Source organism: Pseudomonas shirazensis (assembly GCF_014268785.2).
Taxonomy (GTDB): domain Bacteria; phylum Pseudomonadota; class Gammaproteobacteria; order Pseudomonadales; family Pseudomonadaceae; genus Aquipseudomonas; species Aquipseudomonas shirazensis.
The window spans coordinates 79,684-94,276 of the sequence record NZ_JABWRD020000001.1 but is presented as its reverse complement, the minus strand read 5'-3'; the positions used below and the strand labels follow the sequence as shown (position 1 = coordinate 94,276).

The window sequence follows — 14,593 nt, the reverse complement described above, 5'->3', positions numbered from 1 at the left end:
CCGTTTCTCCTGCATGGATCGGAGCGATGTCCGCCATGATCGTTGTCATGTGGCTGACGCCGCTCAATCTGGCAACCAGGCACGCCGCCATGCTTGCAGTCGGTCGCCTTCGAGTAGCCAGTCGTTACGTATCTGGGCCTGCAGGGCAGCGCCCAACTGGGCTGACGCCTGTTGATCGTCCAGGTGCAGTCTGATTGCCCGGACCCAATCTGCCGCTTCATTGCTTACGCGCGTCAACGGCAACACCTCGCCACCGACAAACCCTGCAACCCGGCTGCAGATCACCGGCTGGCCACAGGCTGCATGCTGCAGAATGCGCAGATCGCCCGAGCAGGCGTTGGCAAAAGATTCACGCATGGGCACCAGTGCCAGATCCAGATCCAGCTCTGCCAAAGCCTGGCCCAGACGGCTGTCGTCGACCTGCGGATGCCAGGCTGTCAGCCAGCCACGCAAGGCGGCTGGGCAATCGCCCAGCACGACCCATTCGACCGCCCCTGCCAACGCCGGTATGACCTCGGCAAGCAAGTCCGCGTCTTTGTCGCCCAGCCAGCCCACACGCGGCTTGCTGCCCTTGCCGCGGCCGCCTTGCAGGCGCCCCCAGCTACTCGGCAACGCGCTTTCCAGCAGGCGCACATCTTCATGCTCAGCCTGCAACAGCTGCGCCAGCGCCGGAGTGCTTACCAACACCCGATCGGCCTGGCTGATGCCATGCTGCAGCCGCTGCTGCAGCTCGGCGGCAGAGAATCCACCGGGCAAGGACATCTCCGGCAGATAGCCGTCCAGATCGTAAACTTTGAAAACCGCCGAAAACGCCCGCAGGCGCCGCAGCGCAAGCAGACCGGCGTCATCGCAGGGGCGCTGGACAATTACGCTGGTCGGTTCGAAACGCTCGATTTCGACCGGCGACAGCATCCCGGCAGTCACCGCGCCATCGAGCTCGCCGCAGTCGCGCAAGGCCATGAACGGCAACAGCAAGCGCGCCCTGCCCAGGGGCTGCGGACCTGCCGCGCAGGCCAGCACTGTTGGCAGGATGTGCTGTACCGGCCGCCAGCTCAACGCGTTGGTTTCCAGGCTGAAGCTTTTTCCGGCAGTTAGCGACAGATTGCGGTTATAGGCTGGATCGCGTGCCAGCGCGGGCAACCAGCGGGCATACAGCGCATCTTCCTGATCAGCGCTGGGCGCCGGCACTGGCTCGGCATCGAGCAGCAGCCGCGCATGCGGTGTCCAGACATTCAGGTAGCCGGAACGTTGCAGCTTCAGACACAGATCGACTGCGGTCCAGCAGGAGAGCAAAGGAGCGGCATCAAAGCCGCCCATTTCAATGAATAGCGCCCGGCGTAGCATCAGGCATTCACCGCCCAGCGCTGAGTAATTCTGGTCCAGGCAAAGGCGGTCCATGTAGCCGGGGGCCTGGGCGGATACGCCCGCAAATGCCGGCCCGACCGAGCCCGACAGGCCGAGTACCAAACCTCCCTGAGCAATGCTGCCGTCGCGGTTGAGCAACTTGCTGCCCACCGCGCCGACTTCCGGGCGCTGCGCGTGATTGAGCAGCGCCTGCAGCCAGCCTGGCTCGAGCAGGACGCTACAGGCACTGAGCCAGAGCAGATACTCGCCGCGAGCTTCCTGCGCCGCCGCGTTGCACATGGCCGCAGGCGCCTGACCGGGGGCAAATCGCAGCACCTCGAAACGGCCCGCACCTATCTGCTCGAGCTGGTCGAGCCAGGCCTGGCGAGCAGGGTCGTCTGTGCCCGGCTCGATCAACAGCACCTGGTAATCGCTGTAGGACGTCTGTGTCAGCAGGCTGTCGAGGCAGCGTTGAAACTGCTGCAGTTGCCCCTCCAGGTAAATCACGATACTGACCAGTGCCGGAGACTGCAGTCCATATTCAATGCGATAGCCACCGTGCGACTGCGCCAACACCCGCGCGTCGACATAACCGCGCGCCTGCAAATGAGCGCCGATCACCACCTGTTCGTCGCTGCACGGCACCTGGCCGGGCACCTGCGCTATGAGCAGCGTTTGACTGGCGTGGGCGACACAGCCCAGGCCGTGTTCGCTGAGCAGGCGCAGCTGCAACTCAAGTTCGAACGCACGCCCGGCAGCGCAGCTGAATCCCTGCTGTAGGGCTTCACGCCGGTATAGCCAGTGCCTTGCCAGCTCTGCTGGGCGCGACAGCAACAGGTCGAGATTGAGATCGGGGCGCAAGCAGAGTTCGACGGCGCCATCATCGCCACGCGACGCCTCGTCTGCGTATACCGCCAGACAGTCGCTGGCGGCTTCAGCCAAGCCTACTGCGGTCAGCAGCAGGCCGCTGTGGATGAATGTCGTGCCCGCCTCGACCAGCATCAGCCAGGGGCTCTGGCTACCGCTCAACCACGCATTGATAGCAGCCAGCGGCTGCTGTGGATCCGTCGCCAGCCATTCGATATTGCTCTGCTTGGGCTGGCCCCTGCCCAGAACGACGATCTGCAGCTGCTGATAGCGGCTGTGAACCAGACTGTCCACGGTGGCAGCCAAAGCCACCTGATCGCCTCGGTCAATCACCAGCACGGCAATGCGCGGCGCCCCCAGTTGCTCCAGACGCTGCTTGATGGCCTGCAGTTGCGCGGGCTGAGGGCGGCGCTGGCGGATCCAGTCGAGGATGCCCAGCAGATTACCTGCAGCTTCAAGGCGCGCGGCACGCTGGGTTTTGTCGATGAACACGTCAAGCTGCTGCCAGAACGGTGCGGTGCGCTCGACGTAGCGCGGCAAGGCAGCACCAAGGCTTGCCCTGGCGCGCTGCAGCGCATCCGTTTCATCACTCATGGCAAAACCGATGCAGCCAAAGAAGCTGTTGTCGAGGAACTCACGGTCGATGCCGACCCCCGCCATGAAGATGACCGGGCATCCGCAGAGTACGGCGATCACGCAGGTCATCGACCATTCGTAGGTGTAGAGCACCTCGGCCTTGCGCAACACCTCGGCCAACTCGGACAGGCTCAAGGGGTTGGCGATACTGAGCAGGCGAACCTGCTCCGGCAACTGGGTGTAGTCGATGCGCTCGAGTGGATAGCGGTTGTGATACAGGTAGCTGCCTTCACGCACCACTGCGGGGGCACCGCCTGCAAACAATTCGATATCGATGGTAGGCAGGCAAAGCAGGTCGCCATCCGGAAAACCCTGCGCTTCGGCAAGCCGCGCCGCGTAGTAGAACATCAGGTCGTCGGGACTTGCCTGCATGTCCTTGCCGGTGATGAACTTCTCGAAGTTAAGCATGAACCGCGCAACCACGGCTGCCAGCAACGGATTGCCCGAGACCACTTCTGGATACACCGCAATCGGCACCTTGCCTTGTGCCCGGTGCCGTTCACGCACGCCCGCATCGAGCGCTGGCGTCTTCAGCTCAGGGTTCACCGCGCCGCTGGCGTGGATATACGCCTCGCGACCACTAAGGTTGAGCACGTGACACAAGTAGTGCATCGAGACGATGCCTGACGATGTCTCGCGATACCCAGGCGCCATGATGTAGTAGGGATGCTCTGGCTTGGCATACATCAAACGCAGTCGCGCGAGCGCTGCGTCGTAAGGTTGAGCGCCTGGTTGCGCGGTATTGGACATCAGAAACTCCAGGATCAGTTCAGGCCGGACGGCGCTGCAGGAACGCTGCAGCATCACTGCCGGTGTTGAACAGCAGATCGATCACGCTTACGCCGTGCAGAAACTCGCCATGCAACTGCGGGTAAACCGGATAGCCGTCATAGTTCATGTAATCCAGCCCCAGCCCTGCTGCAGCGAATGCCGCTTGGTCCAGATAGCAACTGGCCGCAGGCCCGGACAGGTAATCGCTGGCGCCGAGTGCCTGGCACAGGTGGATCAGGCGCTCGTTCTTGCCGTCAGCTCGCCCCAGATCTTCCGAGCGGTACAACCGCGTGGATATCCCCAGCAGCGGACACAAAGCGCTGATCAAGTGCTGGTTGATCTGCGACAGGAGGCTGAGCTCGGCCGCTTGCTCGTAGATCGCCCGTACCTTGCCTTCCATCTCGGCGAAACACGGCGCGCGACGGTAGCTCATGGCAATGGTTTTCCAATGCTGCTCGGCCCAGCCTGGATCGCTGACTTCGACTTCGTTGATCAACTGCTCGAAACGGCCTTTGTTCTTGACCGGCACCGTCAACCAGTGTTCGCCTTGCGCGGTCTTGATCTTGTTGCGGTTGCGCCAGTCGCGCCGGGTGTACTGCACATCGTCGTAAAAGACGAAGGCATCAACGCTGGCGATCAGGTCAAAATAGCCCTTCCATGGAATGTAATTCGACTGCAGCACAGCGACTTTCTTGTGCATCCCCGATCCCATCGCGCAGCGCGCCTACATCAGGCCTGCGACCTGTCAATAAATTGCCACCGGCATAAAAAAGCCGGGTCCATGACCCGGCTTTTGCAATTCCCGCGCCAGCTATTACAGCTGCGCGAGCCACGCTTGCTGCGAGTGTGGGAGGCAGGCGTGGCCGAACTGCGCCTCGCCATGGAAGGCCCCAGGCCAGCGCTCGGCCAGCGCTGCTGCAGGATCTGCAACCACGCTGTCGGCAGTGCTGAGCAGCAACTGCGAACGTGGTGTCCACACCACCATCAGGCCGGCTTCCTTGGCAGCCAGGCACAGATTGATATCGGCCCCGCCCAGTCCTTGCAGACCACCACATTGGTCGAACACATCCTTGCGCACCATCAGGCAATCCGCCGAGACCGCCGCACAGCTGCGCACCGATGAGGCCCAGCTGTTGCTGGCTGCCTGGAGCATCGACAGGCCCCGCCATGGCGAGTACACCTGTGGCCCGGCGAGCAGCTCGTAGCCGGCATGCGCCAGGCTGCCGTCAGCAGCTTCAAGCAGGCGGGCACCGACCACCCCTACCTCAGGGCGCTGGGCTTCGTTGAGCAAGCCTTCAATCCAGGCCGGGGTCACAACATGACAGCGCGTGGACAACAACAGCAGGTAGTCGCCGCGCGCCTGGCTGGCCGCCAGGTTCAGCAGATCACTGCGCGACGCACCAGGCGCCGCGCTGACCAGACGTACACGCCCGCCCAATGCCCGTGCAGCCGCCTCGCTGGCAAATGCCTGATCGGCACCCGCGACGATGATTTCGTAGCGCGGGTAACGGGTACGCTGCAGTACCGAGGTCAGGGACGCCTGCAGTTGCGCCAGGTTGCCCTCGAACGCCAGCAGAATGCTCACCAGCGGTGTGCTGCTGTGACGGAAATCAATCACCAGCCCAGACGCGCCCTGATCGTTGACGTGGCTGCGATAGCCCAATTGCGTCAGGTGGCGATTGACGACTGCTACTGCGTCGCGCTTGGACGCCGGCGACGCTTGGCGCCCAATCACAAGGAACTCGTCCATGTGCGCCAGGCTGGCCACCCCCTGGCTTTCGACCAGGCGCAGCAACACGTCAAGCTCAGCCGCGTTGGGATGGGCTTCGCTGTAGCCACCCAGATCGAGCAAGGCCTGACGGCGCAGCAACCAGTGCCGCGCCATCAGCCCAGGCTGGCTACGCAGCAGGTCGAGGTTGGCACCCGGCCGCGTGACACTATGCAGCCGACCCTCGTCGTCACGCTGGACTTCATTGGCAGCGATCGCCTGGCAGGCAGGCGCTTCGCTCAGTTCAACCTGCAGCCGGAGCAAACCGCCCGGGAGCAATACGTCGCCAGCCTCGAGCAGCAGCAACCATTCGCTTGGCAGTTGCGCCACAGCTTGATTGAGATGCTTGACCCAGTTGCTATCACTGACCTGGATGAAATGCAGAGTGTCGCGCGGCGTGGTGATGGTCGGCGGTTTCCCGGCTTTGAGCACCAATAGTTTGAAGTTGCGCAGGCCGCTGGCCAGCAGGCTGTCAAAGGTCGCTTGCAAGGCAAGGTCGTCGTTTTCCAGGTCAAGCACGACATAAGCGAGCTGCGCAGGGGCGTGCTGGTGCAGGTGCGCCAGCACGCGCTTATGAGCGCTCGCGTCCGGGGTGGCTGCAGCAATTGCGGCAAGCACGTGCCCCGACGGCGTGACCTGCAATTGCTGCAGATTATCCACAGCAGGCACTTGCTCCAGCCGTGCCAGCCAGTCCACCAGCTCATGCCGGCGTTGCGCATCTGCCTCGGCAGAGAGGCTCGCCAGCAGCTCACGGCACACATCAGCGTTGAACATGCCCATGGCGAAGGCTTGCCAGTAGCGGTACTGCAAACTCTCGGCAGTGTCGTTGGGGTGTTGCACCAGCAGATCGCGCTGACGTACCCATACCCCTTCAAGGGCCTGCTGGTGCTGCTGGCCAGTCGGCCAGGCGTGATTGAGAAACTCAAGCTCGGTCAGTTGGGCAAACAGGGCGCCATTGTAGTAAGGCAGTTGCACGTCCTGGCGCGGCTCAAAGTCGCGCTGCGGATCGTCGATCACGCTGGTCCACTTTGAAGTGAAAATCAACGGCGCCGCGATCAGGTCGTAACTGTTGCGAACAAACTGGTTGAGCAGGACGAAGCCGTCATCACCGGCACACAAGCCATCGCGCGCCTCGTCCCATTCACGCAGGGCGCGGACAGTCTGGGTCAGGCGCTCCTCGCGGGCGGAACAGGCCGCGTCACCGGCTTGCCACTCGGCGAGCACGTCGGTCTGTTCAAGCTGGACAACTTCACCCTGAGCCAGCAGCGCCAAGGACAACGCCACGCGCATGCCAGCGAAATCCAACTCGCTCGGCGCTGCTGCCACTGCGGCTTGCAGGATCGCCACGCGCTGCACTGCGCGCCAGGCCTGCTGCCCGGCCTTGGCATACTGCGTCAGCCGCGCAACAGCGTCAGGCGCTTGCAGCGGCGCAAACGCCGAACCAACCTTATGATATGCAACCTCACTGCTGGCGGCTGCGTAAGCCAACACATAACCTTGTGCAGCCACGGCCTGAGGCTGCGCGTGCAAACACGCTGCTGCCTGATCAAGCGCGGTGGGCAAGACAAAATCGGTGTCCAGCGCCAAGCTGACGAAAGGCGTCTGCACTTGCTTGAGCAACATGCTCAGATGATCAAGCCAGACCCCGGCGGCGCTCATTTCGGAAAGCGGCTCGAGGGCCATGCAAGGTACGCCAGCCTGAGCATAGTAATGCAGTGCGCGGGCACGGCTGCCTGACTGATCGTGTCCCAGCAGGACAACGGTCACATCACTGCGCGAGCCAATTGCGGTTTTGATCATAAAGCACCTGTTCAGTGGTCATTGCAGCGCGGGGCCAGGCCCGGCGCCAGGGTTCAGTCTGCCAGCCAGGCATTGGCCCAATGCTGCAAATGGTGCGGCATCAGCATGTAGTCGTGGAGCACGGCTTCGCGCAAGGCATCACCCTGGCGATAGCTGGCCTGCGGGTCGGCGAGGTGCATACGGATCGCATCCAGCCATTGTTCCGTACTGTTGTCTTTCACCCGCGTGCAGGGCAGATAGCCGGCATAGGCCCGCGAATCGGTACAGATTACCGGGAAGCCGCACGCGCCATATTCGAGCAGGCGCAGGTTGCTCTTGCAGTCATTGAAGAGGTTCTGCTCGAGCGGCGCCAGCGCCAGATCGAGATTGAGACTGGCCAGCTTGCGCGGGTACTCGGCCAGCGACACGGCGCGGTGAAACTCCTTGACATAGGGGCGTAGCGGCTCTGGGCACATACCAAAGAAGACCCAGTCGACCTCGCCAACCAAGGCTTTGATGACGTCCAGCAGTAATTCCAGATCGCCGCGGTGGCTGGTACCACCGGCCCATCCGACGCGCGGGCGAGCACTGGTCTGGCGGCGACTGGCGAGGCCCTTCCACATCGGTGCAGACAACATGTTCGGCACCACGCGGATGTCCTGGTGCATGCTCGACAGGGCGTCAGCCAGGGGCTCGGTGGACACTACCACGCGGTCGCACAAGCCAATGCCCTGCGCTACCAGCTCACGGATGTTGCTTGGCAGATTGCGCGCGTGGTCGTTCTTCTTGGGTGGCTCGACGATGTAGTCGTCCAGCTCGTAAACTCGTCTGGCATTGGAAAATCGCTTGAAGCGGGCCATTTCGTGCAGGTTTGTCGGGGTGTAGCGACACTGCAGGATCATCACATCCGGCTGCTCTCGCTGCAGCTCTATCAACCCCGGCGTCATGTAGTTGATACGCCCCTGAATCCAGCCGGCGCGCTCCAGCTCGGTGAATGGCTGGATGACCCGGTAGTGGCCGATGGCCGTGGTATTGGTCGGCAGCGCCAGCACCGAGGGCATGACCCTGGCAATGAACGGATCCCAGCCAGTGCGCAGACCAGGCTCAAGATTGAAATTACCCAGCTTCAAGCTCAGGTTAGGGTTGTAGGCTGGGTCCAGCGCCACCGACGCCAGCCAGCGGTCGTAGCAGGCTTGCGTGTCGGCCAGTTGCACTTGATCAGGCGTTGCCGATGCGGCCGCGCGCGACAGCTTGGCCACTCGGGAAAAAGGCGTCCAAACCACCAGATAGCCTGCGTCGCGAGCGCGCAGGCAGAGGTCAAGGTCGAACTGCGATGCCTGCAGGTGGGCAGTATCGAGCCCCTGCAACTGCGCAAACAGCTCACGCCGCACCAACAGACAATCCAGGCTCACCGCACTCCAGCTCTGCACCAGGCGCTGGCGGTTCAGGTAGCCATCTGCGTTCAGGTTGTTGCTGGCGAAGGGGCTGCCGGCGGCAGCACCGCCCAGGCCAAGTACCAGGCCAGCGGACACTACCTTGCCATCGCCCGCGCACAGCATCGGCCCCACCACACCCACTTCCGGGCGCTGGGCTTGCTCCATGAGCGCGCTCAGCCACTGCCCGTCAAACAGCGCGCAACCGCTCTCAAGCAGCAGCAGGTAATCACCTCGCGCGTGCTGGCTGGCTTGATTGAGCACTGCGGCCCTGCCCTGCGCCTGCACCTCGACCACCTGCAGCTGATCCGCGCCGACGCTACGCATGGCCTGCAGCCAATCGCGGACGTCGGCAGGCTCGTCACCAGTAGCCACTACCAACACTTCGAAGTAAGCGTACCGGGTGTGTTCAAACAGCGATTCGACACACTGCCTGAGCGCCTGCAGGTCGTGTCCTGCGCTGATCAGCACCGACACGCTCGCTGGCGATTCATGCAGGTAATTGACGCGACAGATCAGGCTGCCCGGCTGGCCCTGCACCTGCGCCTTGACGCCAAGGCGACGCAGATGAGCCTCGACCACGCGGGCTGCCTGCTGCTGCGCATCCGCCTCGGCCAACCATTCGGCATAGCCAGACTGACACTGCACCAGCACCTGTGGGACATGCTCTACGACGTGCAGGCCCTTGGCCTCGACCATGCGCCAGAGCAGGTCATGGGCCGCCATGCCGGAAAACTCAGTATCGAAGCCGCCCAAAGCGCGCAGCGCAGTTACGTTGAACGCGAGCATCCGCCCTACATAAGGCAGGCTACGCATCAGATCGAGGTTGAAATCCGGCTTGAAGATCGGCCGACCCGGCTCAAGGTTGTCGAAGCCGTCTTCATCGGTATACAGGCACAGGCTGTCGGTGCGCAGGGCCATGCGCTCGGCGAGAATCACCAATGCGTGAGCATGGACCCGGTCGCCGGCGCGCAACAGCCATACCCAGTCGGCGGGTTGCTCAGCGGCGCTCAGCCACTGATTGAGCTCGGCCAGACCGGTGCCGTGGACGACCTGGTAGCGGACTCCAGGTGCATTCACGCCGGCCAGCTCAGCCGGGCCCTGCACCAGAATCTGCGCGCCTGGATAAGACTGTACAGCCAGGCTATCGAGGGTTTCCTGCAATGCCGCCTCATCACCCTGCTGGCAAACGATGACCGGCACGATGCGTGGCTGGTTGGGCCATTGCTCGATGCGCTTGGGCAACAGTTGCAGTTGCCCCGGCGACAGGTTGCGGCAGGCCAACCACTGCGCATAAAGCTCGGCAAAGCTCAGTGCCTGACTGCCGACCTGCTGCTGGAAGTTGGCGATTTGGCCGGAATAGAAACGGCGGATATCAAACTCTTCCCAGCGCTGATCCGGCTCGCCATTGAACGCTGCCAGTGGCAGGTAACGGACCCAGCCATTGGCGGGCGGCAGGTCGCCAGTACGTGCAGCAAGCATCTGTTGCAGCCACTGGGTTTCGACCTTGAACGCTTCGATAACGCCAACATTGTGGCTGAGCCTGGCCGCGTGAACCCGCTCGACACTGAGCACCTGCTCCAGGCTGGCCAGATGGCCCCGGCGCAGCACACATGCATACAAGGCAAGGTCAAGGCGCGCGGTAAAGCCCTGGCCGTCGAGCACCAGATGGCTTAGGTATTCTTCGACCTGGGCGCGGCGGAAAAGCGCGTGGCTGATCCCACCGAACAGGTTCGGCGCATTGTCGGCAATGCTCGCCAACAGGTCTGTGCCGATCAGCACGGCACTCTGCGGGGCAATGACGCTGTTGAGCGAGCGTGAAGGCAGCAGGATGTCATCAGCCGAGCACACCAGGCGCTGGCAGATGACCATACTGACCTGCGCCAACTCCTGCAGAACCTTGGCCTGGCGACTGATGCAGCTGTCGAGCAGCATGTCGTCATCGCAAAGAAACTTGATCAGCTCACCCGAAGCCTGTGCCAGACACGCCTGCAGATTGCGGGCAAAGCCCAGTCGCACCGGGTTGCGCAGGTAACGCAGCGGCACCGCGCTGTCTTTGCCAAGCTCGGCGCAGATGGTCTCGATCTGCTGATCGCCACTGTCGTCGCAAACGACGATCTCAAGATTGGGGTAATCCTGGGCGATGGCACTGGCCAGCGTGGCGCGGAAGAATTCAGCATTGAAGGCGGGGATGGCAATGCTGACGACGGGCTGATCACTCACGATGACGACCTTGACAAGGTTTACGGTTCACTGTGACAGCCAGCATGGCGAATCCAGTGTGTGGCACGCTGCAGGGCCCTCACGGGACCCTGCATGGATGGCGATGCCGGCCTGGAACAATCAGATGTAGTTGACCAGCGACAACCCGGCGACCTTGGCAAAGGCCTGCAGCGACGCCTGCAGCATGTTGGTCTGGCGCTGCAGACGCAGCATCACTTCGGCCGGATCGCTTTCGCGAATCGAGGTCTGGGTCTTGCTGTTCTCGGTGCTCAGCGCTTCGTTGGTTTCTGCCTGCACATCCAGTGCCTGGCCACGGCCGCCGATCGCACTGACAGACGAGCTGACCTGGTTGATCGCGCTGCCAATGTTGCCGATGGCTGCATCCAGCGAAGCCTTGAAGTTCTGCTTGGCGACCGGGTCCGAATCGATCGGCGTGCGCAGTGCCGTGCGCAACTGGGCGAGGGTGTCGAGCACATTCTGGGTCTGGTGAGTATCAGCCTTGACCGAGAACGAATCGCCTGCATCCGGGGCGGTCGACAGCGTGAACGTCACCCCGGCCGCAGTAGCGGTATACGGGTCAGCGGCGGTGCCGGTGCCGCTCAATGTACCGCTGCTGACCGGGCGACTGTCAGCGCTCAACGGCGCGGCGTAAAGGTCGAACTGGGTCGGGTCGGTTTCAGAAATCTTGAGGATTGCGCCGCCAGCGGGGAATGCCGCCTTGTACAGGGCTTCATCGCTGATGCTTGCGCCGGTGACCTGGCTGCCGGACGGGCCATTGCCGGCACTACGGGTGCCGCTGATGCTGTCTGGCTTGGCGCCGAGAGTAAACGAGTGGCCTTGCAGCGCGGCATCATAGTCGGCTTCGTCACCAGGCTTGAAGCTGATATCAAGGCGCAGGTCAACACCGCGGAAGTTGATCGAGGTATTGGTGCCCTTGGGGTCGAACTTACCGCCCTGGGACGCTTCGTTGGTCACGTCATCGCCATTGGCGGCCGTGATCTTGAACTGAGTGCTGCTGGTGAACTCGATGGTGTACGGCTCGCCGCTGCGGAAGCGGTCGTTGAATACCGAGCTGCCCGCGACCTGACCATTGGACATGTTGATGCGCGAGTCTGCCGCGGCAGGCGAGGTCAACTTGGCTTCGGTGCGGCTGGTATTGAGCGCCTGCTCGAAGGCATCGTAACCGGTCTCGTTGGCGGCCAGGCTAAGCATGTCACCCACCTGCAGCTGCAGGCTGGTCTGGTCACCTTTGTAGCTGTAGGTGCCGTCAGCGTTCTTCACATAAGGCTGGGTATCGCCTTTGGAGCCGGAGAACAGGTACTTGCCGTTCTCGTCCTTGCTGTTCATGAGCGAGAACAGTTGCTCTTCCAGCGAGCCGAGTTCATCAGCGTTGGCCTTGCGATCGGAGTCGGTAAAACCGGCGTTGCCCGAGCTGATGGCCAGTTCGTTGACCCGCTGCAGAATATTGCCAATGGCATTCAACGTGCTCTCGCTGGTGCCGAGCGCGTTACGCACGTTGGTGATGTTGCCGCTGTACTGCTTGAGCATGTTCTGTTGCTGCTCAAGCTGCAGGAGACGCGCGGCGCCTACCGGATCGTCGGCCGCGGTACGGATGCGCAGGTTGTCGCTGGCTTCCTGCTGGCTCTTCACCGTGTTGGCAAGGTTGCGCTGATAGTTGGCGCTGGTGGTGTTGTAGAACTGCGAAGTGGAAATGCGCACGGTCTACGGCTCCTTAAAGGCTGTTGATCAAGGTGGCGAAGGTTTCCTGGGCCGCCTTGATGATCTGCGACGACGCGGTGTAGTACTGCTGGAACTTGATCAGGTTGCCGGTTTCTTCATCGACCGAGACCCCCGACAAGGAATTGCGGCTGTCCAGCGCAGAGTTCTGCAACGCACCGGTGGCGTCGCTGTCCATCTTCGCCTGGCCGGCCTTGCCGCCTACGTTGGAGACCAGCTTGGCATAGGCGTCGCTGATGCTGATGCCCTTGCCATTGGCCCCTACGTCCACGGTGGACCTGGTTTGCAGGTCGATAACCGATTGGGCATTGCGGTTATCCGCCGAGCCTGAACCGGTCAGCGCCACACTGAAGCTGTCGCTGGTCTTCGGCGCGCCGTTGACGTTCATCTCGAAGGTGAAGTTGCCGCCCAAGGCGTTGCCATTGGCATCGGTCAGCGGGACCGACAACTGCAGCTTGTTGTCCTGGCCGGGGATGATCGTGCCGGTGCCGATCGAGTCACCCTTAGCGTTGTACAGGGTGTAGCTCTGCGGCGAGGCGCCATCGTCGCCGAACACCAGTTTGACCGGGGTGGAATACTTGAGGCCGGTCTGCAGCTTGTTCAGCTCGGTTGCGTCGTAGATGTCCAACTTGGTGGTAAGGGTTGGCTGGGTGATCACGCCAGTGCCCTTGTTGCCCGAACCGCTGGTAGCGGTCAGCGGCGAGGCCATGGCCAGGCGCTTGGGGTCGGTCAGCACCGACTCGATGGTGGCCGCAGCATTGCGCGTAGGAGTGATCTTGAAGCTGTCACCGGCAGCATAGGTGCCGCCATTGCCCGACAGGCTGAAGCCATCGAACACCGGCGCCGGGTCGTCGTCGAGGTTATGCGTGCCCATGTCGGTGCCTTCCGGCAACTTGCGCACGGTGTACTCTTTCAGGTTCGCCGGGTTGTTGAAGGTAACCTGATAGTCGCTGGTGCCAAGCTTGCCGCTGTCGGCAATGGTCACGTTGATATTGCCGGTGCCGGCATTGCCCTGCTTGGCTATGCTGCGCTCGCTGATGGCCTTGGCGCTGTTGATGTCGCCGAACAGGCTGGCACCGAAGTTGCCCTCTTTGTCGATACCTTGGGCCAATTGGCTGTTGATTGCATCAGCCACCACCAGTGCCACGCGACCGAGCTCGTTGAGCGCCGGGTCGAGGGTTTCCTTGCGGTAGCGGATCAGGCCGCCAAGTTCACCACCGCTGGTGCTGTTGGTGATGTCCATCTTGGTCGAGCCGCGATTGAGGATCAGGCTCATGCGGGTCGGGTCGGTCGCGCTCGGCTCGACGCCAAGGGTCTGGGTGGTATTGCCCAATACCAGCGCCTGGCCGTTCTTCAGATAGATGTCGTAGTTGCCGTTTTTCTGCTCGACCACATCGGCACCGATCAGCGACGTCAGCTGGCGAACCGCGCCGTCACGCTGATCAAGCAGATCGTTGGGCTGGCCAGTGACCACGCCGACCTTGGAGATCTGCGTATTCAGATCAGCAATGGTCTTGGTCAGGTTGTTCACCTGGGTCGCCAGCGAAGCCATATTGCTGTTGGTATTGCTGTTCTGCTGATTAAGCTGGGCCGACAGCGTGTTGAAGCGCTTGGCCAAGGTCTGCGCGCTGGTCAGCAGCAACTGGCGCGAGGCATCTTCGGTCGGTTTGGCCGAGGCATCCTGCATCGCGCTGAAAAAACTCTGCAGCGCGGCGGTGATACCGGTATCGGCGCTGGACAGGGCGTTGTCCAGTGGGGTGATCTGGCTGAGGTAGGTGTTGGCATCGCTGGACAGTGAAGTGGTGGTGCGCAACTGGTTTTCGAGGAACGCGTTGTACACCCGTCGCACATCGGCCAGAGTGGTGCCGGTACCGATGAAGACCTGACCAGTTTGCTGGCCGCCCTTGGTCTTCTGCACGTTCTGCTGGCGCGAATAGCTCTCGACATCGGCATTGGCGATGTTGTTACCCAGGGTGTACAACCCTGACTGTGCGGCTCCAAGCCCTGACATGCCAATATTGAGCAAACTCGCCAT

The 14,593-nt window shown here is 62.2% G+C and carries 6 protein-coding genes; all 6 read right to left on the bottom strand.

All coding sequences use genetic code 11. The annotated features are described in order from the left end of the window. Window positions 1-63 precede the first annotated feature (63 nt). Complete coding sequence (locus tag HU736_RS00415) at window positions 64-3,597, bottom strand: glycosyltransferase (protein ID WP_186698616.1); 3,534 nt, start codon at window positions 3,595-3,597, stop codon at window positions 64-66. 19 nt (window positions 3,598-3,616) lie between these two features. Beyond that, window positions 3,617-4,318 (bottom strand): WbqC family protein, encoded by a 702-nt coding sequence (locus HU736_RS00410; protein WP_186698615.1) that lies wholly within the window; start codon window positions 4,316-4,318, stop codon window positions 3,617-3,619. A gap of 114 nt (window positions 4,319-4,432) precedes the next feature. Continuing rightward, window positions 4,433-7,186 (bottom strand): glycosyltransferase, encoded by a 2,754-nt coding sequence (locus tag HU736_RS00405; RefSeq protein ID WP_186698613.1) that lies wholly within the window; start codon window positions 7,184-7,186, stop codon window positions 4,433-4,435. Window positions 7,187-7,239: 53 nt separating this feature from the next. Next, the gene (locus HU736_RS00400; RefSeq protein WP_186698611.1) at window positions 7,240-10,821 is read right to left on the bottom strand and encodes a glycosyltransferase; all 3,582 of its coding nucleotides are present in this window, start codon (window positions 10,819-10,821) and stop codon (window positions 7,240-7,242) included. 120 nt (window positions 10,822-10,941) lie between these two features. After that, window positions 10,942-12,540 (bottom strand): flagellar hook-associated protein 3, encoded by a 1,599-nt coding sequence (locus HU736_RS00395; protein ID WP_186698609.1) that lies wholly within the window; start codon window positions 12,538-12,540, stop codon window positions 10,942-10,944. A gap of 13 nt (window positions 12,541-12,553) precedes the next feature. Next, window positions 12,554-14,593: a flagellar hook-associated protein FlgK gene (gene flgK, locus HU736_RS00390; protein WP_186698607.1), complete on the bottom strand. Its 2,040-nt coding sequence runs from the start codon at window positions 14,591-14,593 to the stop codon at window positions 12,554-12,556.

Excerpts from the sequence above, each read along its gene's own strand:
- HU736_RS00405 (WP_186698613.1), bottom strand. The coding sequence starts at position 7,186 with ATGATCAAAACCGCAATTGGCTCGCGCAGTGATGTGACCGTTGTCCTG.
- HU736_RS00410 (WP_186698615.1), bottom strand. The coding sequence starts at position 4,318 with ATGCACAAGAAAGTCGCTGTGCTGCAGTCGAATTACATTCCATGGAAG.
- HU736_RS00415 (WP_186698616.1), bottom strand. The coding sequence starts at position 3,597 with ATGTCCAATACCGCGCAACCAGGCGCTCAACCTTACGACGCAGCGCTC.
- flgK (WP_186698607.1), bottom strand. The coding sequence starts at position 14,593 with ATGGCGAGTTTGCTCAATATTGGCATGTCAGGGCTTGGAGCCGCACAG.